This window comes from Polaromonas sp. P1_E12, assembly GCF_056405975.1.
Genome location: NZ_JBFUBB010000007.1, coordinates 245,356 through 269,597 on the forward strand (window position 1 = coordinate 245,356; position 24,242 = coordinate 269,597).

At 60.6% G+C, this 24,242-nt stretch carries 25 protein-coding genes; 10 read left to right on the forward strand and 15 right to left on the reverse strand.

The features are described 5' to 3' along the window. Positions 1–101 precede the first annotated feature (101 nt). From kdsB to AC1D13_RS19430, 5 genes are read right to left on the reverse strand one after another with little or no spacing between them, the layout of a single operon-like run. Positions 102–860 (reverse strand): 3-deoxy-manno-octulosonate cytidylyltransferase, encoded by a 759-nt coding sequence (kdsB, locus tag AC1D13_RS19410; protein WP_477690128.1) that lies wholly within the window; start codon positions 858–860, stop codon positions 102–104. 37 nt (positions 861–897) lie between these two features. After that, complete coding sequence (locus tag AC1D13_RS19415; RefSeq protein WP_122956562.1) at positions 898–1,080, reverse strand: Trm112 family protein; 183 nt, start codon at positions 1,078–1,080, stop codon at positions 898–900. Continuing rightward, positions 1,061–2,131, reverse strand: coding sequence for a tetraacyldisaccharide 4'-kinase (gene lpxK / locus AC1D13_RS19420; RefSeq protein ID WP_477690129.1), 1,071 nt, complete (start codon positions 2,129–2,131; stop codon positions 1,061–1,063). Before lpxK ends, AC1D13_RS19415 begins: the two co-directional genes overlap by 20 nt. A 22-nt stretch (positions 2,132–2,153) precedes the next feature. Further along, entirely contained in the window at positions 2,154–2,582 is a 429-nt protein-coding gene (locus AC1D13_RS19425) for an ExbD/TolR family protein (protein ID WP_457280760.1), read from the reverse strand. Further along, entirely contained in the window at positions 2,579–3,217 is a 639-nt protein-coding gene (locus tag AC1D13_RS19430) for a MotA/TolQ/ExbB proton channel family protein (protein ID WP_457280990.1), read from the reverse strand. Before AC1D13_RS19430 ends, AC1D13_RS19425 begins: the two co-directional genes overlap by 4 nt. 340 nt (positions 3,218–3,557) lie before the next feature. On the opposite strand from AC1D13_RS19430, the gene xseA reads away from it, so the two are divergent. After that, on the forward strand, positions 3,558–4,877 hold the full coding sequence (gene xseA / locus AC1D13_RS19435; RefSeq protein WP_477690130.1) for an exodeoxyribonuclease VII large subunit: 1,320 nt from the start codon (positions 3,558–3,560) through the stop codon (positions 4,875–4,877). 54 nt (positions 4,878–4,931) lie between these two features. Beyond that, entirely contained in the window at positions 4,932–5,513 is a 582-nt protein-coding gene (locus tag AC1D13_RS19440) for a Fe-Mn family superoxide dismutase (protein ID WP_431096247.1), read from the forward strand. 66 nt (positions 5,514–5,579) lie between these two features. On the opposite strand, the gene AC1D13_RS19445 is transcribed toward AC1D13_RS19440, so the two are convergent. Both AC1D13_RS19445 and AC1D13_RS19450 read right to left on the reverse strand, forming a co-directional pair. After that, entirely contained in the window at positions 5,580–6,017 is a 438-nt protein-coding gene (locus AC1D13_RS19445; RefSeq protein ID WP_477666040.1) for a DUF192 domain-containing protein, read from the reverse strand. Between the two features lie 151 nt (positions 6,018–6,168). Then, positions 6,169–6,474 carry a hypothetical protein gene (locus AC1D13_RS19450; RefSeq protein WP_457280763.1) on the reverse strand — a complete coding sequence of 102 codons (306 nt, stop codon included), beginning with the start codon at positions 6,472–6,474 and terminating at the stop codon, positions 6,169–6,171. Between the two features lie 199 nt (positions 6,475–6,673). Here AC1D13_RS19450 and icd point away from each other — a divergent pair, with 199 nt between their 5' ends. The 5 genes from icd to sbcB all read left to right on the forward strand — a co-directional run bounded on the left by icd (position 6,674) and on the right by sbcB (position 13,948). Further along, positions 6,674–7,933, forward strand: coding sequence for an NADP-dependent isocitrate dehydrogenase (gene icd, locus AC1D13_RS19455; protein WP_457280764.1), 1,260 nt, complete (start codon positions 6,674–6,676; stop codon positions 7,931–7,933). A gap of 162 nt (positions 7,934–8,095) precedes the next feature. Then, positions 8,096–8,473 carry an ATP-dependent Clp protease adapter ClpS gene (clpS, locus tag AC1D13_RS19460; protein ID WP_457280765.1) on the forward strand — a complete coding sequence of 126 codons (378 nt, stop codon included), beginning with the start codon at positions 8,096–8,098 and terminating at the stop codon, positions 8,471–8,473. A gap of 69 nt (positions 8,474–8,542) precedes the next feature. Next, on the forward strand, positions 8,543–10,879 hold the full coding sequence (gene clpA / locus AC1D13_RS19465; RefSeq protein WP_477690131.1) for an ATP-dependent Clp protease ATP-binding subunit ClpA: 2,337 nt from the start codon (positions 8,543–8,545) through the stop codon (positions 10,877–10,879). Between the two features lie 124 nt (positions 10,880–11,003). Next, positions 11,004–12,461, forward strand: a complete 1,458-nt coding sequence (gene cls, locus AC1D13_RS19470; RefSeq protein WP_477665951.1) for a cardiolipin synthase — start codon at positions 11,004–11,006, stop codon at positions 12,459–12,461. A 20-nt stretch (positions 12,462–12,481) separates the two neighbouring features. Next, complete coding sequence (sbcB, locus tag AC1D13_RS19475; RefSeq protein WP_477665952.1) at positions 12,482–13,948, forward strand: exodeoxyribonuclease I; 1,467 nt, start codon at positions 12,482–12,484, stop codon at positions 13,946–13,948. A gap of 15 nt (positions 13,949–13,963) precedes the next feature. Here sbcB and AC1D13_RS19480 read toward each other — a convergent pair whose 3' ends face one another. Next, a complete protein-coding gene (locus AC1D13_RS19480; protein WP_457280769.1) occupies positions 13,964–14,359 on the reverse strand; it encodes a hypothetical protein in 396 nt (131 codons plus the stop codon). A 738-nt stretch (positions 14,360–15,097) separates the two neighbouring features. After that, positions 15,098–16,195, reverse strand: coding sequence for a saccharopine dehydrogenase family protein (locus tag AC1D13_RS19485; protein WP_477690132.1), 1,098 nt, complete (start codon positions 16,193–16,195; stop codon positions 15,098–15,100). 169 nt (positions 16,196–16,364) lie between these two features. Between AC1D13_RS19485 and AC1D13_RS19490 the strand changes: the two genes are divergently transcribed. Together AC1D13_RS19490 and AC1D13_RS19495 are read left to right on the forward strand one after the other, a co-directional pair. Next, positions 16,365–16,796, forward strand: coding sequence for an Lrp/AsnC family transcriptional regulator (locus AC1D13_RS19490; RefSeq protein ID WP_457280771.1), 432 nt, complete (start codon positions 16,365–16,367; stop codon positions 16,794–16,796). Positions 16,797–17,241: 445 nt separating this feature from the next. Continuing rightward, entirely contained in the window at positions 17,242–18,111 is an 870-nt protein-coding gene (locus AC1D13_RS19495; RefSeq protein ID WP_477690133.1) for an FRG domain-containing protein, read from the forward strand. Positions 18,112–18,138: 27 nt separating this feature from the next. Here AC1D13_RS19495 and AC1D13_RS19500 read toward each other — a convergent pair whose 3' ends face one another. The 3 genes from AC1D13_RS19500 to AC1D13_RS19510 form a co-directional block, all read right to left on the reverse strand. Then, a complete protein-coding gene (locus AC1D13_RS19500; RefSeq protein ID WP_477690134.1) occupies positions 18,139–18,819 on the reverse strand; it encodes a glutathione S-transferase in 681 nt (226 codons plus the stop codon). Positions 18,820–18,839: 20 nt separating this feature from the next. Beyond that, on the reverse strand, positions 18,840–19,787 hold the full coding sequence (trhO, locus tag AC1D13_RS19505; RefSeq protein ID WP_477690135.1) for an oxygen-dependent tRNA uridine(34) hydroxylase TrhO: 948 nt from the start codon (positions 19,785–19,787) through the stop codon (positions 18,840–18,842). 188 nt (positions 19,788–19,975) lie between these two features. Next, complete coding sequence (locus AC1D13_RS19510; protein ID WP_477690136.1) at positions 19,976–20,575, reverse strand: GNAT family N-acetyltransferase; 600 nt, start codon at positions 20,573–20,575, stop codon at positions 19,976–19,978. Between the two features lie 292 nt (positions 20,576–20,867). On the opposite strand from AC1D13_RS19510, the gene AC1D13_RS19515 reads away from it, so the two are divergent. Then, positions 20,868–22,124, forward strand: a complete 1,257-nt coding sequence (locus tag AC1D13_RS19515) for an extracellular catalytic domain type 1 short-chain-length polyhydroxyalkanoate depolymerase (protein ID WP_477665957.1) — start codon at positions 20,868–20,870, stop codon at positions 22,122–22,124. Between the two features lie 80 nt (positions 22,125–22,204). Here the strand turns inward: AC1D13_RS19515 and AC1D13_RS19520 are convergent, their stop codons facing one another. From AC1D13_RS19520 to AC1D13_RS19530, 3 genes are all read right to left on the reverse strand, one after another. Further along, entirely contained in the window at positions 22,205–23,116 is a 912-nt protein-coding gene (locus AC1D13_RS19520; protein ID WP_477665958.1) for an alpha/beta hydrolase, read from the reverse strand. 111 nt (positions 23,117–23,227) lie between these two features. Then, positions 23,228–23,533: an EF-hand domain-containing protein gene (locus AC1D13_RS19525; protein WP_457280776.1), complete on the reverse strand. Its 306-nt coding sequence runs from the start codon at positions 23,531–23,533 to the stop codon at positions 23,228–23,230. Positions 23,534–23,606: 73 nt separating this feature from the next. Further along, positions 23,607–24,149 carry a hypothetical protein gene (locus tag AC1D13_RS19530; RefSeq protein WP_477665959.1) on the reverse strand — a complete coding sequence of 181 codons (543 nt, stop codon included), beginning with the start codon at positions 24,147–24,149 and terminating at the stop codon, positions 23,607–23,609. Between the last annotated feature and the right edge of the window lie 93 nt (positions 24,150–24,242).

Below are 24,242 nucleotides of genomic sequence, written 5' to 3' on the forward strand. Positions count from 1 at the left end.
CTGCCGGCACGCCCTGCAGGCCTCACACTTGTGTTTTTCCCAAGGATAGCATGCACCCCTGACAGCAACTTACGAGCCCGCGTCATGCCGGGGAGGGCAGGTCAGGAAAACAGCTTGCGGGCGAGGTCCAGGTCTTCCGGCGTGTCAACGCCCGGCCCAGGCACGTCGCCGGTGATGTGCACGGCGATGCGATGGCCGTGCCACAGCGCCCGGAGTTGCTCAAGGCACTCCAGTTGCTCGAGTGGCGACTGGGGAAGGCGCGGGAACTCCCGCAGAAATCCCACCCGATAGCCGTAAATGCCTACGTGCCGGAGTGGCCGGGGCAGGCTGCTGCCGGCCTCCCACCACGCCTTGCCGGTAAAGTCGCGCGCGGCCGGAATGGGTGAGCGGCTGAAGTAAAGGGCCGTATGGCGCGCATCAAGCACAACCTTGACCACATTGGGGTTGTTCAGGTCGGCCAGCTGCTGGATGGCATGCGCCGCCGTGCTCATGGCGCAGTCCGGGCGCTCGATGAGCAGGCGTGCGACCGCGTCGATCAAGGCCGGGTCAATCAGCGGCTCGTCACCTTGCACGTTCACCACAATGTCGTCGTCCGCGAGTCCCAGCACGCTGCAGGCTTCCGCGAGCCGGTCGCTGCCGCTGGGATGGTCTTCCCGGGTGAGCACGGCGGCGATGCCGAAAGACGCGCATTTTTCGATGATTTCGTTGCTGTCGGTTGCGACGACGGTGCGCAGGGCAGTGCTCTGCATCGCGCGCTGCGCCACACGCACGACCATGGGTGCGCCGCCGATGTCGGCGAGCGGCTTGTTGGGCAGGCGTGTAGAGGCCAGCCTGGCCGGAATGAGGACGGTGAAGCTCATGCTTTCGGGGTCTTGCCTGTGTTTTTCAAGGACCCGTTCACAGGCCGAGCTCTTCGTCGGTCAAGGTCCGCGCTTCGCTTTCCAGCAGCACGGGAAGCCCGTCGCGCACCGGGTACGCGAGGCGGGCGCTGCGGGAAACAAGTTCCTGTTTTTCCCGGTCGTAGTCGAGCGGGCCTTTGGTCACAGGGCAGACCAGCAGTTCAAGCAGTTTGGTGTCCATGGCCTGATGGTAAGGGAGAAATCAAAGGGGCCAGCCGGGCATCGAGTGCGGCAAAGAACGCTGGTTCGGGCGTAAACACCAAAGGCACGGCCAGAACCTCCCTTTGTGACGTGCCCTGCAGGGCAAAAAGCTTGACAGCGTCTTTTTCAGTGCACAGCACCACACGCCCTTTGAGCGCCTCCGCCTCCAGGTCTTGATCGGTGAAGTCATGGTGGTCGGGCAGGGCCGTTGTGGCCTGCAGCGTCAGGCCGGTTTCCCTCAGCATTCCGAAAAATGCTTCAGGGTTGGCTATGCCCGCAAGTGCCGCCAGAGGCCGGCCCCGCAGGCTCGTTAGCGCGACCGGTTCGCCCCGGCCGGAGTAAGCTTCGTTGCCCAGTTTGCGACTGGAAACAAACCCTCCAAATGCCGGTTTTTGCCCGGTGTGCAGCACAAAATTCAAGCCAACCCGTTCGCGTGCGGGCCAGGGCTCACGCAACGGGCCTGCCGGTAGCAGCCAACCGTTCCCCACACCTCGGTCGTCGAACACGGCAATCTCGATATCGCGTTGCAGGGCGTAGTGTTGCAGCCCGTCGTCACACACGACTACAGCCGTGCCCGGATATGCGGCAAGCAATGCACGCACGGCGTCTACACGCTTGCCGGCAACAAAAACAGGCGCACCCGTTGCACGCTTGATAAGGGCCGGCTCGTCGCCTGTGAGACGAGGGGATGCGCCGGGGATCACCTCCAGGCAGTCGGTGCCGTGCCTTCCGTAACCCCGGGACACCACCCCTACCAGTACCTGTTGCGCCTGCAGATGTTTCACCAGGGCAATCACCAGCGGTGTTTTTCCGGCGCCGCCGGCGATGACGTTTCCGACCACGACCACCGGAACGCCAAAATGTTCGGACCGGAGAATGTGACGGCGATACAGCACCCACCGCAGCCGCACGACCAGGCCATAGACCTGGGCAAGCGGCCAGAGCAGGCATGCCAGCCAACCCCGTCTGTGCCAGGCATTCTGCAAAATCTGTTTCACGTGATGACTGCCATTTCGCCGCGAAGGCTGCATGGAATGGGCAACCGGCCCCGGCCTATCTGGCCCCGGCCGTTGCGGCGCTTTGCGTTGCAAATGTGATTTGCGTCAGCCCCTGGCGGCGTGCGGCCTCCATGACGGTGATGACGGCTTGATGTGTGGCGTTGGCATCGGCGCTGATGATGATGACGCTTTCCTTGCCGGCTTTCGCTGCTTCGGCAAGCGCGGCTCCCAGCACTTCGATGCCACGGCCTTCCACCAAAGTCTTGTTGACCATGTAGCGACCGTCGCTGCTCACGGCGACGATGACTTCCTTGGGATAGTCGCGCTGTTGTTCGGCGTTGGCGATCGGCAGCTTGACCTGAAGTTCGGTGAACTTGCTATAGGTGGTGGACAGCATCAGGAAGATCAGCACCACGAGCAGCACATCGATGAAGGGGATCAGGTTGATCTCCGGCTCGTCATGAGGATGGGGGCGAAAGTTCATTTTCTGAGGGTATTGAGGTGGCGTACAAAACGCTCGGCCGCCAGCTCCATCGTCAGCAGATATCCGTCCACTCGCGCCCGGAAATAGCGCCAGAAAATCAGCGAGGGAATGGCCACCATCAGGCCGAAAGCCGTGTTGTAGAGCGCAATCGAGATGCCTTGCGCCAACTGGGCAGGGTTGCCGCCGGCGGCATTGCTCACACCTCCGCCACCTGCCTGCGAGCCGAAAATCTCGATCATGCCGATGACGGTACCCAGCAGACCGAGTAAGGGCGCGGCAGAGGCGATGGTTGCCAGGGCTGCCAGGTAGCGCTCCAGCTTGTGGGCCGCCTTGCGTCCCGCGCCTTCCAGCGTGGAACGCAGGTCATCTTCGCTGATCCGTGGATTGGTGTTCAGCGCACGAAAACCGCTGGCAAGCACTTCGCCGAGCAGCGAATTCTGTTCAAGTTGCGCCACCACATCGGGGGAGGGGACGGAGGCGCGGGAGACGGTGATGGCTTCGTCAAGCAGCTTGGCGGGGGCGATTTTTCGGATTTTTAGGCTGGTAAAACGCTCGATAACCAGAGCAAGGGCCAAGACAGAGCAGGCAACCAGGGGCCAAATCGGCCAACCTGCGGCTTGTATGATCGAAAACAATGCACATCTCCAGGCAGTAAGTTGTGGTGGATTATGGCTTACAGAAACTGCCATCTCGTTGCAGCCGAGCCTGATCTGTTAAATGTTCGCAACGTCATCGCGTGTCGGACGTAGCCCACAGAAGCTGTGGATAACTTTGTTAGCAAGTGGAGGCACAGCGGCCTCCAAGCCGCGCCAAATCGTGCATGTGACAGAACGATGAAATTTTGAGCAGAATTAAGTTATTCAAAATCAATGAGTTACACGAATTTATCTCGATATCCGCGGGAAACCAGGGGGTTGAGCCTTGAAGGGCGGCTCTCTGTGGAGTATTACACCCGGATTGCCAAGGGGTTTAGGCGTGTTTGATGCATCGACTCCTTCGGGGAAGCCGCAAGCGGGAGCGCGCGACGCGGGCATTCGGGTATGGCCCGTCGGGTCTTTGCTGAGGGCTATTTCAGACAGCCTTGAAGCCCGGTTTAACCCCGTCGCGGTGCAGGGTGAGATCAGCGGTTTTTCGCGTGCGGCCAGCGGCCACTGCTATTTTTCACTCAAGGATGAACAGGGGCAGGTTCGCTGCGCCATGTTTCGCCGCGCTGCCACGATGCTCGATTTTTCCCCGCGCGACGGCCAATTGGTGGAGTTGCGGGGACGGCTGGGTGTTTATGAGCCGCGCGGTGAGTTGCAACTGGTGGTGGAGTCCATGCGCCAGGCGGGCCAGGGCAACCTTTTTGAACAGTTCCTGCTGCTCAAGGCCAGACTTGAAGCTGAGGGTCTTTTCGACCCAGGCCGTAAAAGGCCTTTGCCTTTGCTGCCCCGCGCCATTGGTGTGGTGACTTCGTTGGGTGCCGCCGCCTTGCACGATGTCATGAGTGCTTTGCAGCGCCGTGTGCCACATATTCCCGTGGTTATCTATCCTGGCAGCGTACAGGGCAGCCAGGCAGCCGGCGAATTGCGCGCCGCTTTGCTCAAAGCCTATCAGCGGCGATCCCAGGACCGCGTGGATGTCTTGCTGTTGGTACGCGGCGGCGGTGCCATGGAAGACCTGTGGGCTTTTAATGATGAGCAACTCGCCCGAACCCTGGTGGAATCGCCCATGCCAGTGATCAGCGGGGTGGGACATGAAACCGACTTCACGATCGCTGATTTTTGCGCTGACGTGCGTGCGCCCACGCCGACCGCCGCGGCAGAACTCTGCGCGCAGCCCCAGGCTGTCTGGCTGGGTGCGCTGGACCTGGCTCTGTCGCGGCTGCAAAACGGTGTAGACCGCCAGCTGGAGTCGCACAACCAGCGCCTGGACTGGGCGGCTTCGCGAATCACCCGGCCGTCGCATCTGGTTACCAGGCAGCATGCCCGTCTGGCCGGGCTCGGCCAGAGCCTGAGCCATGCGGCGCGTTCGGCACTGCAGCACGAACGGCGCAGGCTGCAGGTCTTGGGCAGCGATTTTCCGCACGAAGTGCAAGGCAGCCTGCAACGAGGTCGGCAGCGCGTCGAGCGCGCACAGTTGCGGCTTGAATTACTGGATCCCAAACTGGTCCTGAAGCGCGGTTATGCCTGGCTTGCCGACCTTCATGGGCAGCCCATTACCAGCCAGGAAAATACACACATAGGGCAACCCGTACGCGCTACCCTTGCCGACGGCGAGGTCGATTTGACGGTTTCTGCGCGCAGGCTGATTTAGTTTTTACAATGACATCGTTAAAAGCAGTTTATTCATCACCACGAGGAAAAAATCATGGAACACAAACTCCCCCCGCTACCGTACCCGATCGACGCCCTGGCGCCGCATTACAGCCAGGAAGCCTTTGAATACCACCATGGTAAGCACCACAATGCTTACGTGGTGAACCTCAACAACCTGCAAAAAGGCACTGAGTTTGAAGCCATGACGCTCGAAGAGATCGTCAAGAAATCCAGTGGCGGTGTGTACAACAATGCGGCCCAGATCTGGAACCACACCTTCTTCTGGAGCTGCATGAAACCGGCCGGCGGCGGCGAACCTGGCGGCGCGCTGGCTGCAGCCATCAACGCCAAGTTTGGCTCTTACGCTGCGTTCAAAGAGGCTTTCGTCAAGTCAGCCGTTGGCAATTTCGGTTCCGGCTGGACGTGGCTTGTCAAAAAAGCCGACGGTACGGTTGATATTGTCAACACCGGCCCGGCAGGTACCCCTCTCACCACCGCCGACAAGGCCCTGCTGACGGTGGATGTCTGGGAGCATGCCTACTACATCGACTACCGCAACCTGCGTCCGAAATTTGTCGAAACCTTCCTCTCCAATCTGGTGAACTGGAGTTTTGCCGAGGCCAACTTCGCCTGAGGCGAGAAGCCTTCGCCCACAAAAAAGCCGACAGGAGTCGGCTTTTTTTGTTTTAAAAGCGAGAAATCAGCGCTTCGCCTCGAAAATCGGGCCGCCCAGTTTGCTGCCGGCCTTGATGCGTTTTCGCGCAAACCAGCCCTTGTTCATTTCCAGGACAAAGCGCACGGGTTGGGCAGAGCAGTGTGGGTCTGTGGTTTGAGGTTTCATGTCGGCGAGGTTCACGATGGTGCCGTCATCCGCCACAAAGGCGGCGGTCAGTGGCAGCAAGGTGTTTTTCATCCAGAAGCACTGCTGGGCTGGCTGCTCGAAGATAAAAATCATGCCTTCCTGTTGCGGCATTTCCTTGCGGAACATCAGGCCGATTTGCCGCTGTTCCGGCGTGAGGGCCACCTGTGCCTCAATCAGGTGCATGCCGGCCGACAGCTTGACGCGCTGTAAATTCATCTGGGGGCCGTCCTGCGCCGAAGCACCCAGGGGCACGAACAAGGCGGCAACAGCCAGCATCTGGGTGAGGCCCTTGAACGCCCCACGAAAAAAGACAGTACCGGGTTCGAAAAACATAGAGTCACCACGCATGAAGTTGATCGGCCAGCATAAACGACGCGCATAAAAAATGCCCGCACGCGGCGGGCATTTTGACCGAAGTCACCAGGAATTACTTCTTGGCTTCAGCTTTTGCTTTTTTGGCGGCAGCAGCTTCGGCTTTCTTGGCTGCAGCGGCTTCAGCTTTTGCTTTCTTGTCAGCAGCAGCTTTTTCTTTCTTTGCGGCCTTGGCAGCAGCTTTTTCTTCTTTGGTCATTTTGGCTGGCTTTGCTTCAGCTTTGGCTTCTGCTTTTGCAGCAGGAGCGGCTGGCGTTGCGGCAACAGCTGGCTTGGCTGGGGTAGCCGCAGGAGCGGAAGCTTGTGCGAAAGCACCAGCAGCGAAGAGGCCAGCGATCAAAGCAGCGAGGATTTTGTTCATTTGGAATTTCCTTTGATAACGTTATTGGAAAAAATACCCCGAACTTCTCGGAGGCCCTACCGTAACGAGGCCGGTTCCAAAGCCGTTGACACGATGCCCCCAAATTCTTTTGCTGTACGGTTTTACGGCTAGAATTTAGGGGTTTTTACCTAACTGTTGCGTGGCGTGCCCTTGGACGCCTTGCGCTTACCGGAGACTTTTGTTCATGTATCAGCACATCAAGGTGCCTTCCCAAGGCCAAAAAATCACTGTCAATGCCGACAACTCGTTGAACGTACCTGACGAACCCATCATTCCGTTCATTGAAGGCGACGGCACCGGCGCAGACATTACGCCGGTGATGCTGAAAGTGGTTGATGCTGCTGTTGCCAAAGCCTACGGCGGCAAGAAAAAGATCCACTGGATGGAAGTGTTTGCCGGTGAAAAGTCCACCAAGGTCTATGGCCCGGACGTCTGGCTGCCAGAAGAAACCCTGCACGCTGTTCGTGACTACGTCGTGTCGATCAAGGGTCCGCTGACGACCCCTGTGGGCGGCGGCATCCGCAGCCTGAACGTGGCGTTGCGCCAGGAGCTGGATCTTTACGTCTGCCTGCGCCCCATCCAGTATTTCAAGGGCGTTCCTTCGCCCGTCAAAGAGCCTGAAAAGACCCACATGGTCATCTTCCGCGAAAACTCGGAAGACATCTACGCCGGTATCGAGTTCGAGTCCGGCAGCGACAAGGCCAAAAAACTCATCAAGTTCCTGCAGGACGAGATGGGCGTCAAGAAGATTCGCTTCCCGAACACCTCCGGCATCGGCATCAAGCCGGTTTCCAGCGAAGGCACCGAGCGCCTGGTGCGCAAGGCCATCCAGTACGCCATCGACAACGACAAGCCCAGCGTGACCATCGTGCACAAGGGCAACATCATGAAGTTCACCGAAGGCGGCTTCCGTGACTGGGCTTATGCCCTGGCCAAGAAGGAATTCGGCGCCGTGGAAATTGACGGCGGCCCATGGATGAAGTTCAAGAACCCCAAGACCGGCAAGGAAATCACCGTCAAGGACAGCATCGCCGATGCTTTCCTGCAGCAGATCCTGCTGCGTCCCGCTGAATACAGCGTGATCGCCACCCTGAACCTGAACGGCGACTACGTGTCCGACGCGCTGGCTGCCCAGGTCGGCGGCATCGGCATCGCCCCCGGCGCCAACCTGAGCGACACCGTCGCCATGTTTGAAGCCACCCACGGTACTGCGCCCAAGTATGCTGGCAAAGACTACGTGAACCCCGGCTCCGAGATCCTCTCGGCCGAAATGATGCTGCGCCACATGGGTTGGACCAAGGCTGCCGACCTGATCATCAGCTCGATGGAAAAATCCATCGACTCCAAGAAGGTCACTTATGACTTCGCCCGCCTCATGGAAGGCGCAACCCAGGTCAGCTGCTCCGGCTTTGGCCAGGTCATGATCGACCACATGTAAAGCTGGCTCAGCCGGTTTTTCCGAGAACCGCCCGGGAGCAATCCCGCGGCGGTTTTTTTCTTGGCCACGGAAAAGGAAAAAAATCACGCTTGAATGTCGCGTTCCCGCCACCAATTTCCCTATCAGGCGCACTGGACTACATCGGTGGCTAGAATGAATTCCATGGCAACCAAGTCTCCAAAATCCCCTAACTCTCCGGTGCAGCCCCCAGTCCCGGCTATCAAGCCCGATAACGGCAATGGGGGAGAGTCGGTCGTATTGGAGCGCCGGCCGCAAAAGACCAAGCCCCCGCAGATGTACCAGGTGGTCCTGCTCAACGACGACTACACCCCCATGGAGTTCGTGGTGGTGGTGATCCAGGAGTTTTTCAACAAGGACCATGACACCGCCACGCAGATCATGCTGAAGATCCATCTGGACGGCAAAGGTGTCTGTGGCGTGTTTTCCAGGGACGTAGCGGCGACCAAGGTGGACCAGGTCACCGAAGCTGCCCGGAAAAACGGCCATCCGCTGCAGTGTGTCAGTGAGCCCATTGAATAATCGTAAATCCGGCCAATATTCCCTTCATAAGTCAGTAGAGTTAACCCAAGCAAGCCGAAAGGAAGATCAATGATTGCCCAGGAACTAGAAGTCAGCTTGCACATGGCGTTTGTCGAGGCGCGTCAGCAGCGCCACGAGTTCATCACCGTTGAGCATCTCTTGCTTGCCTTGCTGGACAACCCCAGTGCAGCCGAGGTATTGCGCGCCTGCTCAGCCAATGTGGACGACTTGCGCAAGTCGTTGGCCAATTTCATCAAGGACAACACCCCGCAGGTCGCCGGCACCGACGATGTCGACACGCAGCCCACGCTGGGCTTCCAGCGCGTGATCCAGCGCGCCATCATGCACGTGCAGTCCACCGGCAATGGCAAGAAGGAAGTCACCGGCGCCAATGTGCTGGTCGCCATTTTTGGTGAAAAAGACTCCCACGCCGTGTATTACCTCCACCAGCAGGGCGTAACCCGCCTGGACGTGGTGAATTTCATCGCGCACGGCATCAAGAAGAGCGATCCACCCGAGCCAGCCAAGGCCGGCGAGAGCGCCGCCGAGAACGAAGAGGGCGGCGAGAAGAACGAAAAAGCCTCACCGCTTGAACAATTCACCGTCAACCTGAACCAGCTCGCCAAGGACGGCAAGATCGATCCGCTGATCGGCCGCCAGTATGAAGTCGAGCGCGTCATTCAGATTCTCTGCCGCCGCCGCAAGAACAACCCGCTGCTGGTCGGTGAGGCCGGTGTGGGTAAAACCGCGATTGCCGAGGGCCTGGCCTGGCGCATCACGCAAAAAGACGTACCCGAGATCCTGGCCGAAGCCAATGTGTACTCGCTCGATATGGGCGCATTGCTGGCCGGCACCAAGTACCGCGGTGACTTCGAACAACGCCTGAAGGGCGTGCTCAAGGCATTGAAGGACAAGCCCAACGGCATCCTGTTCATCGACGAAATCCACACCCTGATCGGTGCCGGTGCGGCCTCGGGCGGTACGCTGGATGCGTCCAACCTGCTCAAGCCGGCGCTGTCCAGCGGCCAGCTCAAGTGCATCGGCGCGACCACCTTCACCGAATACCGCGGTATCTTCGAAAAAGATGCGGCCCTGTCGCGCCGCTTCCAGAAGGTCGATGTGGTCGAGCCGACCGTGCAGGAAACGGTCGACATCCTCAAGGGCCTGAAGTCGCGCTTTGAAGAGCACCACAGCGTCAAGTACGCCGTGGCTGCCCTGCAGGCTGCCGCCGAGCTCAGCGCCAAGTACATCAACGATCGCCATCTGCCCGACAAAGCCATTGACGTGATCGATGAAGCCGGCGCTGCCCAGCGCATCCTGCCCGCGTCCAAACGCAAGAAGATCATCACCAAGGCCGAGGTCGAAGAGATCGTGGCCAAGATCGCCCGCATCCCGCCCGCCAATGTCTCCAACGACGACCGCGGCAAGCTGCAGACGCTCGAGCGGGACCTGAAAAGCGTGGTCTTCGGCCAGGACAAGGCCCTTGAAGTGCTGGCCTCTGCCGTCAAGATGGCGCGCTCCGGCCTGGGCAAGGACGACAAGCCGATCGGCTCCTTCCTGTTCTCCGGCCCCACTGGCGTCGGCAAGACGGAAGCTGCCAAGCAACTGGCCTACATCATGGGCATCGAGTTGATCCGCTTCGACATGTCCGAGTACATGGAACGCCATGCCGTGAGCCGCCTGATTGGCGCGCCTCCGGGTTACGTCGGTTTTGACCAGGGTGGCTTGCTGACTGAGGCCATCACGAAGAAGCCGCACGCCGTGCTGCTGCTTGACGAGATCGAAAAGGCGCACCCGGACATCTTCAACGTGTTGCTGCAGGTCATGGACCACGGCACGCTGACGGACAACAACGGGCGCAAGGCCGATTTCCGCAACGTCATCATCGTCATGACCACCAACGCCGGTGCCGAGACGATGAACAAGGCGACCATTGGCTTTACCAACCCGCGCGAGTCCGGCGACGAGATGGCCGACATCAAGCGCCTGTTTACGCCCGAGTTCCGCAACCGCCTGGACGCGACTGTCAGCTTCAAGGCGCTGGACGAAACCGTCATCCTGCGCGTGGTCGACAAATTCCTGCTGCAGCTCGAAACGCAACTGGCCGAGAAGAAGGTGGAAGTCACCTTCACCGATACGCTGCGCAAGTACCTCGGCAAGAAGGGCTTTGATCCGCTGATGGGCGCCCGCCCGATGCAGCGCCTGATCCAGGACACGATCCGCCGTGCGCTGGCCGACGAGCTGCTATTTGGCCGGCTGACCGACGGTGGCCGCCTGACGGTGGACATGAAGGTCACGACGGACGAGAAGGGAGTTGAGACCGGAGAAATCCAGCTCGACATCCAGCCGCTGCCGAAGAAGGAAGGTAAAGCCAAGCCGGAAGCCGAAGCGGCAGAAACCAACTGACCATTCGCTGATCGAGCCGATCCAGCGGCGCGGATAGTTTCCGCGCACCCAAAAAAGGCCGCTAGCATCACGCTATCGGCCTTTTTTCATTTCGCCCGCGCCCCAACCCCAGAGACACCCCGCTTTGACCCTTCCCGAACTCAGCTCAGAATGGAAAACCGGCCTCTCCCTGGTCTGGAGTGCCTACATTGCAGTGCTGTCGGTCTGGATCGTGATGCAAAAGCGCGCGCCGGTCTCCACCATGAGCTGGATCCTGTCGCTGGCCCTGCTGCCGTTTGCCGGCTTCGTGATTTACTACTTCCTCGGTCCCCAGCGCCTCAAAAAGCAGCGCCTCAAGCGGCTGCGCAGCCGCGCCGGTGCGCGTGGCGATGCCGATCTGGCCCAGTTGCAGGGCGTGGCCGAAAGAGCACCTCCGGCGCTGCGGCAGATGACCGCCCTGGGAACCGCCGCCTGCGGCCTTCCGGTGTCCAGTGCCACAGGCGTCCAGCTGCTTTCAGGCGGGGCGCATACCTTCGACAGCATCTTCCAGGCGATCCGCGACGCCCGCCATCATGTGCACCTCGAGTACTATATTTTTGAACCCGACCGCATCGGCACTGCCCTGCGCGACTTGCTGGCCGAAAGGGCCGAGCAGGGCGTCAAGGTGCGGCTGCTGGTCGATGCGCTCGGCTCCAAGCGGCTTGGGAGCCGGTTTCTGGCACCGCTGGAGACCGCGGGCGTCGAGGTTGCATTCTTTCACGATACCCGCATAGGCCGCCGCCTGCGCCCGGTGACCAACTACCGCACCCACCGCAAGATTGTCGTCTGCGACGGCCGTGTCGGCTTCACGGGCGGCGTCAACATCACCGATGAAGAAGACCGGCGCACCCGCGCCGATGCCTACCATGATGTGCACCTGCGCATTGAAGGCAGCGCGGTGCGATGGCTGCAGACCACCTTCCTGGAAGACTGGACCTATGCCACCGGCGAATCGATAGCCGACACGGACGGGACCCTTCCGCACCTGCTGCCCCTCCTGGTGCCTGACGAAGAAGCCGGCGACATTCCGGTGCAGTTTGTGACCAGCGGGCCCGACAACATGCTGGAGCCGATTCACCGCATGCACCTGGCCGCCATCAATGCCTCCACCCAGCGCGCCTGGTTGACCACGCCTTACTTTGTGCCGGGAGAACCCGCGCTGATGGCGCTGACCAGCGCTGCGCTGCGCGGCGTCGACGTGCGCCTGCTGGTGCCGCGCCGCAGCGACAGCTTTGTCGTCAGCGCCGCGGCGCGCTCCTACTTCGACGAACTGATCGCCGCTGGCGTCAAGGTCTGGGAGTACAAGGCCCGCATGCTGCACTCCAAAACACTGGTCGTCGACGACAGCTGTGCCATGGTCGGCACCGCCAATTTCGACAACCGCAGCTTTCGCCTCAACTTCGAAGTGATGGCCGTGGTCTACGGCCCCGCGCTGGCAGGGCCGCTCGCTGCGCAGTTTGAAACCGACCTGCTCAGCGCCGCGCCCGTGCGCGCACATCGCCCCCAGAACTTTTTGATGCGCCTGCTCGACGCCACGGCGCGGCTGTTTTCACCCTTGCTCTAATTACCTACTTCGAGTTCTTCATGCCCCACACCTTCCTCTGGCACGACTACGAAACCTTCGGCATCAACCCGCGCCGCGACCGGCCCGCGCAGTTCGCCGGCATTCGCACCGACGCCGAGCTCAACGAAATCGGCGAGCCGCTGATGATTTATTGCAAGCCGGCCAACGACTACCTGCCCAATCCAGAGTCCTGCCTGCTCACCGGCATTACCCCCCAGTTGTGCATGGAGCGTGGCGTGGCCGAGCACGAATTCGCCGCGCAGATCGAAGCCGTTCTGGCCGAGCCGGGCACGATCGGCGTGGGCTACAACACCATCCGCTTCGACGACGAAGTCACGCGCTACATGTTCTGGCGCAACCTCATTGACCCGTATGCGCGCGAATGGCAAAACGACTGCGGCCGCTGGGATCTGCTCGATGTCGTGCGCATGGCCTATGCGCTGCGGCCCGAAGGCATCGCCTGGCCGCTCAAGCCCGATGAACGCAGGCCGGACGACGCCAGCGCCGTACGCCCCAGCTTCAAGCTCGAAGACCTGGCGCGTGCCAACGGCCTCATGCACGAGTCGGCGCACGACGCCCTGTCTGACGTGCGCGCCACCATCGCGCTGGCCCGCCTGATCCGCAAGGCGCAACCCAAGCTTTTCGACTTTTGCCTGGGCCTGCACAAGAAGGACCGCGTGGCCGCGGAGCTCGGCCTGCCCACCAGCCCGCAAACGGCCCAGCCGTTTTTGCATGTCTCGGGCATGTTCCCGCCAGAGCGCGGCTGCCTGGCCGTCATGTGGCCGCTGGCAACGCATCCGACGAACAAGAACGAGCTGCTGGCCTGGGACCTGTCGCAAGACCCAAGTGAGCTGCCTTTGCTCGACGTTGCCACGCTGCGGCAACGCCTCTTCAGTAAATCAGCCGAGCTGCCCGAAGGCGTGCTGCGCCTGCCCATCAAATCGGTTCACCTGAACAAGTCACCCATGGTCGTGCGCAAGCTCGCCACGCTGTCGCCGGAGATGGCGGCCAAATGGAATGTAGATATCCCCGCTGCGCTGGCCAACGCCAAAAAAGCCGCCGGCCTGCCCGACATGAGCGCCCTCTGGCCCGAAGTCTTCCAGCGGCCCAAAGAGCCCACGCCGGATGTCGATGAAGACCTGTACGGTGGTTTCATCAACAACATCGACCGGCGCAGGCTCAACCAGCTGCGCGCCTTGTCCCCTGCCGAGTTGGCCCATGCCCGCATCGGCTTCGACGATGAACGCCTCGGGGAACTGGTGTTTCGCTACCGGGCGCGCAACTTTGCCGAAACCCTGTCGCCCGAAGACGCCGAACGCTGGGAAGCGCATCGCGCTGCGCGCCTGCTGGAGGGTGAGGGCGGGGCACGCAATGTGGATGCGCTGTTTGCCGAGATTGATGTGTTGGCGGAGACGGCAGATGAGAAGGGGCAGGCGGTGCTTGAGGCGCTTTATGAGTATGCGGAGATGATTGCGCCTGAGGACTGAGGCGCACAACCGGGCTCAAGGCGCGTCTTTTCTCCAGCCGGGATAGGGAAAAGGTGGCAATACCTGTTGTGAAGTCTTCTTGCCAGTATCGCGGTACACAAACTCGATTCTGACAACTCGCCATTTTTGCTGGATGAGTTTGAGATAAACCGTATAGGCATTGGGATCTCGCCCGAAATCTCCGACCTCACCGACGACCGCCACAGCATTTTCGGTATCGACCGGGCTTACGCTGGTGACAAAGTGGCCAGCGCCGGTGCCGAGGTAATAGGACTTGGCGAACAGTTCCACATTGGCTTCAAGGTTTTTTTGAGAAACCTCAGACAGCATTGACTGGGCATAGCACCCTGCAGACAAAGCCGTTATTGCTGCCGAAAAGAAAATCCGGCAGACGGTGTGTGAAATATTCATGGCGTGTGGAATTGATGTTCAACCACGGTGGCGTGTTTCACGCAGATCATAGATGCTGAGGGCGGCTGGCCGGGGGTTGCCCGGCGGCAAGTAACTTTCTTTTGCTTCGCCAAAAGAAAGTCACCAAAGAAAAGGCGACCCTGCTGTCTGCGACCCCTTCGCTTCGCTACGGGGCAACCTGCGGTGCTCGGTTCAGGCGGGGTCTCGCTCGAACTCGCTTCGCTCAGACAATCGCGATCCCTGATCCGCCTGAACCTGCGCTCCTCGGCGCAGACAGAAGGGAAGGGGCAATCGGGTGCGGGAACCGAAGACAAATGCCAGCTCCAATACCGACAAGGACTCGCCATGGCGAGTCCTTGTTTCTTCCGGTATTCGGCTGTTAGGTATTCCTTCCCCAACCCCTTGTGGATGCGCCGAGGAGCACAGGGCCAGACGGATCAGGGCAAAAACTTGTTTGAGCGAAGCGAGTTGTTTTTGACCCCGGCTGGACCGAGCACCGCAGGTTGCCCGCAGCGAAGCGAAGGGACGCAGGAACCAGGGTCGCCTTTTCTTTGCTTACTTTCTTTTGGCGATGCAAAAGAAAGTGAGTTGCATGCCGGGCAACCCCCGGCCAACCGCCCTCAGCAAAGACCGCCCCCATCAAACCAACAACAACCCAAAAAGAAGCCGCTATCAATTCAATAGCTGCTACCGCTCGCCCCCATTAACCGCAACGCCTGGTTTTCAAAAAATCAACCCTCAAGCCGCAGCCCGCTCCACCAAAGGCGCATAAGCCCCACCAAACCGGTTCCCCAAAAAATCCCCCAAAGCAATATCCTCCTGCCGTACAAACCCCTTCGCAGGCAAACGCCCGTTAGCCAGCAAATCCAGCACCGTGCAAATACCGGCCGCCGTGGTGATCTGGATCGCGCTGCGCAGCACGCCGCCAACAACATGGCTGTAAACCTTGTGGGCGTAGGTCTCCTGCATCAGCCGGCCTTCGCGCTGGCCGCTCACGGTGACGAACACAATGACCACGTCCTGCATCGTCGTGGGCAGGGCGTTTTCCAGTATGTCTTTCAGTACACCGCGGCGGTCGCGCAGGCGCAGGTCGTTGAGCAGTGCCTTCATGATCGCCGCGTGGCCGGGATAGCGGATGGTCTTGTAGTTGAGGTTGGTGACCTTGCCCTGCAGCGTCTCGCACAGGGTGCCCAGGCCGCCTGAGGTATTGAAGGCCTCGTACGTCACGCCGTCGAGCGAAAACTCCTCATGCTCAGCCAGCGGCGGCACCTGGCGCAGCACGCCTTCCACAATGGCTTCGCAGGGTTCGCAGTACTCGTTGATGACGCCGTCGGTGCTCCAGGTCAGGTTGTAGTTCAGCGCGTTCGACGGGAACTGGGGCAGGGCGCCTACGCGCATGCGCACGCTGTGCAGGCTGTCAAAACGCCGGCACAGGTCGGCCGCCACGATAGACACAAAACCCGGCGCCAAGCCGCATTGCGGGATCAGCGCTGAGCGCGCGGTGCCGGCCAGCTCCCGCACGCGCCGCGTGCTGGCCACGTCTTCGGTCAGGTCCAGGTAGTGCACACCGGCTGCCACGGCAGCTTCGGCAATCGATGTGGTGAGGTGGAACGGCGCCGCGCTGAGCACCGCAAACTGCCCTTCAAGCGCTGCGCGCAGGGCAACGGGGTCGGTGACATCCAGCACTTTCACTTGAACTCCGGCGCCGGCCTTGATGCCTGCCAGTGCGGCCTGCGATGCGTCCACTACCGTCACCGCATAGTCCTGGCTGGCGCCCAGCAGGGCGGCAATGGTTGAGCCGATTTTGCCTGCGCCTACGACCATGATCTTTTTCATATCCGCTCCTTGATGGGCCCCTCCAGGTGAAGGGCGTTGACTGATTGTGGAGCGCAGAACCGGCGGTTGGTAGTATCAATTTATACAAATAGAAGTCATAATTTAGTGAAATAGAAGGCATCTACCATCTATTTGCCTACCCTGCTTTAACCATAGTCACGCCCGGCACATGAATCTCGACGCCATAGACCAGATACTGCTCAGCGAATTGCGTGAAAACGCGCGCTGCCCGGTGGCTTTGCTCGCCCGCAAGGTGGGTTTGTCGCGCACCGCGGTGCAGGCCCGCATGGAGCGGCTGGAGCGCGACAAGGTCATCACCGGCTACGGCGTGCGCACCGGCGACGCGTATGAGCAGTCGCAGGTAGCCGCCCACGTGATGCTCACCGTCGGCCCCAAGCTGTCGGGCCCGGTGGAGGCGGCGCTACGCAAGATTCCCGAGGTCCGCTCACTGCTCTCCGTCAGCGGCACCTTCGACATGATCGCCATCGTGCAGGCCGGCTCGATTGAGCGGCTCGATGCGCTGATCGACGGCATCGGCCTGCTCGACGGGGTCGAGCGCACCAATACATCAGTGGTGCTGTCTACGCGCATTCAGCGCTGAGGTCTTCCGGTTTCCTCCTAAGAGAGAAGATAAGAGCGGGCGTAGAGCATCGCGTGTGGTGAGCGCCGCCGCCTGCCAGCCGGTCGGTTGCTATATATTTCATAGCTGCTTGCGCCCGGTACTATTGGCCTGCAGGTCTTTTTCTTATTGAAAAACGGTACTTTTTGGCTCGCAGAATGCTGGTTAGCGGCTGAAAAGATGCTCAAAACAGCCTGCAGACCTATTTTCAAGCATCAAATTGACTCTTGGCCCAATAAAGACGGGCGCAAGCAGCTATTTATTTGATAGCGGCTGCAGCTTACGCCGTACCCGCCCGCCACGGCACATGCTTGTCTATCACGCCGGCGTACAGCGCAAGCCGCGAAGTCATATTTCATGCAACTGAAATGAGCCCCGAAAATCCATCGTGACATTAGCAATTGGGCCGTCCAAGCGACAATGATGTATGCCCAAGAATTTTGAAACTATCGCTTGTACCAGTGCCGTTCAAATGCTTGAGCTGTTGTCGCCTTTGACCACGGGCAGGTACCAAGGTGAACATTACATATTTCGCGGCCAGCCTGATGCAAATTTCGAATTGGAGCCTAGTGCTCACAGGATTGACGGAGACCTGACGGCTCCCAACGTCAATGGGACGAAAGATATTACTGCTGCGCAGCAAGTTGAATTTGAAGCCAGAGTATTGGCTTTGTTTCTTAAGGGCTGTGACTATTCAGGACTTTCAGTCCCAGGTGATCGCCCAGATGTGCGCGAAACATTGAAGGATCCGACCTATTACCTCATGAAGCCAGAATCTTGGCCGCCCAACTATATGTATGAAGTGCAGGCGGTCGCCCAACATCACGCCGTTCCTACCAGCTTGTTAGATTGGACTCGGCGTTCATTTGTAGCTGCCTACTTTGCTGCTTCTGCAGCGCTCCGGATGAAAACCGACGAAGGTAACTTGGCGGTGTGGGCGCTCAATACTGAGGGGCATCAAGAATGGAGAGGGCTAAAACTAGTAGACCTCCCAGGTGGAAACAGTAGCAATCTCGCAGCTCAAGCTGGATTGTTTACTGTGTCGCCGACGGCCAAAGGTTTAAATGAGCTTTTCCTCCCGACATCGATAGGGTATCGGGGTGGGCTGATCTTGGACTGTTTTACCCTGCCGAGGCGAGAGGCGGGAGAGCTAATAGCGGCCTGCGAAAAACTAGGTGTTAGTGGAGCCACGATGTTTCCTGGCTATGGTGGCGTGGCTCAGCAGGTTCGGGATTGGGCGCGGATTAACTTCAAAGCATATGCACCCGACGAGATTGCAATGAGGGAGTTGCTGTAAGGCCAAACTTGCACCCGTCTTGGTCTATCACAGGTGTGGTTGCTGTTGATACCTTAAATCAGTCAATGACTGCCAAGTTGGTCGTTTTTCCATCACGCCCGCATACAGCGCACTGGCTTCAAAGCGCGCCAGCCAGGCCTGTAATTGCGGCCAAGGTTGTGCGGAAAACCAGGCTGCATCGGTGTGTGCAAACTGCCGTACAAACGGCAGAAGTGCCATGTCAGCCAGGCTGGTGCGTGCGCCGAACAGCCAGCCGCCTGCCAGCATGCCGTCCAGCTTGAGCAGCCATGCCGCGCCCAAGCCGCGCTGCAGCTGCGCGAAGGCGCTGGCTTCACCTGCCGATTCCTCAGCGTAGCGATTCGGGTATTTGTAGCGGTCCAGGCTGCGCTTGAAGGCACCGTCGTTGCCGGCAACCAGCGCGAGCATGTCATCAAGAGAGCCCTGCGGTGATGTGAGCCAACCCTCGGGATCATTGCGCCGCAGCGCCCACAGCATCACGTCCAGGCTTTCATCAATGACTTCGCCGCCGGGCAGCACCAGCACCGGCACGGTGCCTTTGGGCGAGGCAGCCAGCATCTCGGCGGGTTTGTTGCGCAACACGACTTCGCGCAGTTCATGCGGCTCGCCACTCACGGCCATCGCCAGCCGCGCGCGCATGGCATACGGGCAGCGGCGAAAGGAATACAGGACGGGCAGGGAGCTGTTCATGGCCTGAGACACCAGGTGCTTCAGGTGCCGGATTGCCGCACGCCGATGTGCGCGGCATTGCGCGCTTCGGCCAGCTCAACCTGGCGCTGGCGCTCGCGGTAGCCGGCTTTCTGTTCTTCCGTCGTTTTTGCATGGCAGTGCGCGCAGCTCACGCCCAACTCGTACAGCGGCGACTGGCGGTCTTCCTCGCTCAGCGGATCGCGGCAGGATCGGCACAGCGTGAAGGCACCGGGCTTGAGGCCGTGGCCGACGGACACACGCTCGTCAAACACAAAACATTCGCCTTCCCAGGTGCTTTGCGCCTCGGGCACGGTTTCCAGGTACTTGAGAATGCCGCCTTCGAGGTGGTAGACCTCCTCGAAGCCTTTGGAGCGCAGCAGCGCGGTGGATTTCTCGCAGCGAATGCCCCCGGTGCAGAACATGGCTACCTTCGGCTTTTTGCCGTCATGCGCCGCCAGCTTGCCGCCTTCAGCCATTTCGCGCTCTACCCAGCCGGGCAGCTCTGAAAAGCTGCTGGTGTGCGGGTTGATGGCGCCGTGGAAGGTGCCGATGGACACCTCGTAATCGTTGCGTGTATCGACCAGCACCACGCCCGGTTCGTTGATCAGCTGATTCCATTCCTGCGGCTTGACGTATTCGCCGGCCATCAGCGCGGGGTGGACTTCCGGCACACCCATGGTGACTATCTCGCGCTTGAGGCGCACCTTCATCCGGTAAAACGGCATGGACTCAGCCCACGCTTCCTTGTGCTCCAGCTTCGCCAGGCGCGGGTCACTGCGCAGATAGGCCAGCACCGCGCGCACGCCGCCTTCCGGCCCGGCAATCGTGCCGTTGATGCCTTCTGCCGCAAGCAGCAGCGTGCCCTTGACACCGTGGGCTTCGCAATGCGCCAGCAGCGGCGCCTGCAGCTCGGCGAAATGGGGCAGCTCAACGAACTGGTAAAGGGCGGCGGTCAGGAATTCGGGCATGAGGCAAACGAGGTGAAACCGATGGAGGTGTCAAGCGGCTGAAGTACAGGCAGTGATTCAACGGGATGCCATGCAAATCCATCAACTTGCTGGGCACCTCCATTTTCGAAGAAATTTCAGCCACGTGGCTTTATCGCCCCACGTTACCGTGCCTTCCTTCGCCAAATTGCGCTTGAAGTTGATGCGAATCAAATCCTGGTCGTGGGCTTGATCCTCGCGAACATCAAGCTCGGCCCTGCGGCTTCACCCAGTTGGGGCCGGGCTTCCCAATTCTCCAGACGCGCTTCCAGCTTGAGCCCTGCTTTCACGAGGACGCGTTCCGAAGCGGTGTTCTCCGGGTGGCATGTGGCCCAGATCCGGTAAATCTCGGGCCGTCTAACGGCCCAGTCGATGACGGGCTCAATAGCCTCTGTCGCAAAGCCGTGGCCCCAGAAGCGCTCGCAAAAGATGTAGCCGAAATCCACTTGCGGTGGATTGACCCGTACCTCGACGACGCCCACGAACTCTTCCGATTGTTTTGACACAACGGCCCAGGGGTAAGCGGACTCGTCTTTCCAGCATCGAACGCATCGCTCGGTGAAAGCTACCGCTTCATCAAACGCCGCATGACGTGAAAAATTCATGAAACGGGTTGCGACCTCACTGCTGGAATATCCGAGAAAAATGGCTTCTGCGTCGGCAAGTGTGATGGGCCTCAGCGCGACGCGCGGAGTGTCCAGGAATTCAGGAGGTTTTGGTTTTGCCATTGCCAGTTTTGCGAGGAATGCAGATGCGAAGCCGGAAAGCACAAAAAGACTCTAAATGGTGCGTGTACGCCCTGAAATGGCGCTGATACCGCGCCGAAATGGCACACGCGCTCACGGCCTCCATCGTAGCGGCTCGGTTTTAGCATTTTGTAACCCCGATTTTGTGACGGAAAGCGCCGAATTCAATGTTTTATGGCCATGCTGGTAGACATTTTGTTGCAATGCAGCAAAATGACCGTGTACTTATTGATCTGGCGCAAATACCTTCCTGGAAATCAAAGTAGACGCAGACCTCGAACCGACCCCAGATGGCCCCACCACTTTTTGTCAAACCATGTCCAGAAGCATAAGCAGTCTTTGGCTTAAAAGCATGCGCCGCATGGGCAAGGCCCAGCAGGCGCAGGGCTTGCGGCTGTTTGAAAGCCTGCTTCCCAAGGTCACGCCGGCGTTGCCTGCCACCACAACGCCGCGCCGGCGCAGGCCCGGGGTCAAGCTGTTGAAACCGGTGGTTGTCCGGCCCGCCAAAAAAGCCCGCCGGCCCACGGCTGCACAGGCCCGCGCCGCAGCCGGGTTGCCCGGCACCTGGCGCAAGGCCTGGTTTACCTTGCCCGGGGACGGCTTGCTGACGGATTCCCGGCGCATGCTGTACTGGCTGTATCTACCCGCCGCGGCCGCTACGGCCGCTACGGCCGCTACGGCCGCTACTGCCGGGGTTCCCGATGCCCCTGCGACACCGCGCCCGCTGGTGGTCATGCTGCACGGCTGCCAGCAGACGGCGGCTGACTTTGCAGCGGGCAGCCGCATGAACGAACTGGCCGAGCGCAAGGGTTTTGCGGTGCTGTACCCCCAGCAATCCAGTGCGGCCGACGCCCACCGCTGCTGGCACTGGTACAAGCGGGCCACACAAAACGGGGAGGGCGATGTGGGCGTGATCGCCGCCATGATTTCCCAGGTGCAGCAAAAACACGGGCTTGACGCTTCACGAACTTACGTGGCGGGCCTGTCGGCCGGCGCCGCGCTGGCGGCCATCGTGGCACTGCGCCACCCGGAGTTGATCGCGGCCGTGGGCATGCATTCCGCACCCGTGTTCGGCACCACCCACTCGCCCTTCAGCGCCTACCGGGCCATGCAACACGGCTCGGGCTCGTCTTACGATGCGGTGGCGCGCTTGTTTGCCAGCGACCAGCCGGCGTTCCCGGGCATGCCGGCCATCCTGATCCATGGCGACAACGATGCCGTGGTGCGGCGGGTGAACGCCGAGCAACTGGCCGAGCAGTTCGAAATCATCAACAACCCGGTCATTACCCAAAATGCGGCCCGCCTCGAGCCGGTGGTTCGCCGTTACCCCGAGCGCCGCAGCGGCAGGCGGCCACGCCATGCCTACCAGACCACGACCTGGTACGCCGGCCGCAAGCCGCAGCTGGTGAAGTGCGACGTAGACGCCCTGGGCCACGCCTGGAGCGGCGGAGACGCCAGCATGGAATACAGCGAGCCTGAAGGCCCCGACGCCACGCTGATGATGTGGACGTTTTTCACCTACCACCGCCGCAATGCCGCTCCGGCCGCGGCAGGGCCTGGTGCGGCGAAGTAGCTGAGCCTGAATCTGCTATTAAATCAATAGCTGCTTGCGCTTATTCCTTGCGGGCTGCAGCCTGTTTTTTCTTAAAACCGTCAGCGCGGCAGCAGCCCCGCCATAAAACTGTCAACCGCATCGGTATACCCGCCGGGCAGGCCCAGCGTGGTGTTGACCTGTTCGTGCGTCAGGTCTTGCGGCAGCACGCTGGCCCGCACGCCTTTGGCCGTCACTTTCGCAGCAAAGTCACGCGACTGTGCGCAGGGGTCATCCGCCCGTTGTGTCGAGCAGACCAGCAGCATCGGCGTGGCGTCAGCCGCCAGCACGCTGGTGGGCGACACAGTGCGCCAGTAGGCCGGGTCAGTGCCAAATACGCGGTCATAAAACCGCATGTGCCGCGCTTTCATGATGCGCTCAAGGTCCAGCGCGGCGCTGTCAAGTGCCACAGTGCCTAGCCACGGCCTGGCGCCTGACGTATAGGCCAATGCCGGCGAGGCACCCAGCAGTGCCACCAGGTGTGCGCCCGCCGAATGCCCCATAAGAATGACCTTGGCCGGATCGCCACCCCACGAGGCGGCCATGGCCTGCGTCTTGGCCAGGGCACTGGCCACATCGCGCGCCTGCACCAGCGGGTCAACCTGCGGCGACAGGCGATAGCCCACCGACACCAGGATGTAGCCCTTCTGCTTGACCCACCAAGCCACCTTGTTGTCGGTCACGTTGGCCATCGCCTTGTTGCCCACCATCCAGGCACCGCCGTGCACCATGACGATGACCGGTGCGTTGGCTGCCGGCTGCTGCGGCAGGTAGGCATCCATGCGCTGGCGCGGATCTGCGCCGTAGGCGATGTCGGGGATTTGGCGCACACCGGCCGGTACGGTGGACCTGGCGGTTTTTCTCGCCAGGCGGCCGCTGTCCTGCTGGGCAGGTGCCGGCCCGGCGTAGAGAACCGCGGTGAGCACCAGCGCAAGCGTCGGCCAGTGTGTGAGGAGGCGAGGGGCAAGGGACATGTCATGGCTCCAGTGGTATTGCGGCGGGCAGGCCGGACAGCATATCCGGCCCGCCTCTGACCTTGTGCGTCAACGATGGGTCAGGCATTCGGGCTGCGCGATGCGTAGTCGTCAGCCGGCCGGTTTGCGCGAGCCTTTTTTCGATGCCACAAAGGTCTCGATGTCGGCCAGCGAGATAGTGCCTGCATGGCTGGCGTCGATGGCGTCAAAGTTTTTGTACACCTTGGGCATTTTTGCCTGCGCCTCCTCGCGGGTCAGCTTGCCGTCCTTGTTGGTGTCGGCCGCCTCAAAGCGCTTTTGCAGTTCGGTACGGGCTTTTTCCAGGCGGGCGGCATTGGGTGCCTGGGCATGGGCTGCGGTACCTAGTGTCAGCAGACCAATGATTGAAAGTGCGCGGAGATTGAACGAGGGGGTCATGAGAGTGCTCCAAAAAAATGAAAGTGAAGGTCGAAATTTTGAAAACCGGATTTGATGAAAGGCCCAGGCGCGCTCAACGCGACGGGCAGCTCATCGCCGCGCCGGCAGCGTCATAGCAAGTTGTGCTGCGGGTAACGCCGGTGGCCTGGTTGTAGGACGCCGTGCTTTGCACGCTGTTGCCGGTGGCAGCGCTGGTGGCCGTGGTGTTGCGGCTGGCGTTGACGGCGCCGTCAGCGGTTTTGCTGCTGCTGCCGCTGCTTTCCACGCTGCCTTTGGCCCCGGTGGCGGCAAAATTGCCACTGCGCTGTGCCGAACCGTCCGCGCTGCGGCTGGCCTGGCCGGTGCGCACGGCGGTGGCGCCGTTGGGGCCTGTGGTGGAGGCGCTGCCCGCTGTGCTGGCATTGCCCTGCCCGTCGGCGGTGGTGCTGCGGTTGCGCACCCGTGTGCCGCCTTGCGGGCCCTGGCGGGTGACTGCCCTGGTGGCGGTGGCGCTGCCATCGGCATGGGTCCGCACCACGTGGCGGCTGGCCGCTTCGGCGGGGGTGGCAAAACCTGCGGCCAGCAGGGTGCATGTCAGGGCGGTGGTCAGGGCAGTGGCGGAAAGCATGGTTTTCATGGTGAACTCCTTGAAGGTTGACGTTGAACGGTGAAGGGTCTTGAGATTCCGGCCGCATTGCAGCGCCGTGATGTCACTGTGGCCGCCAGATGT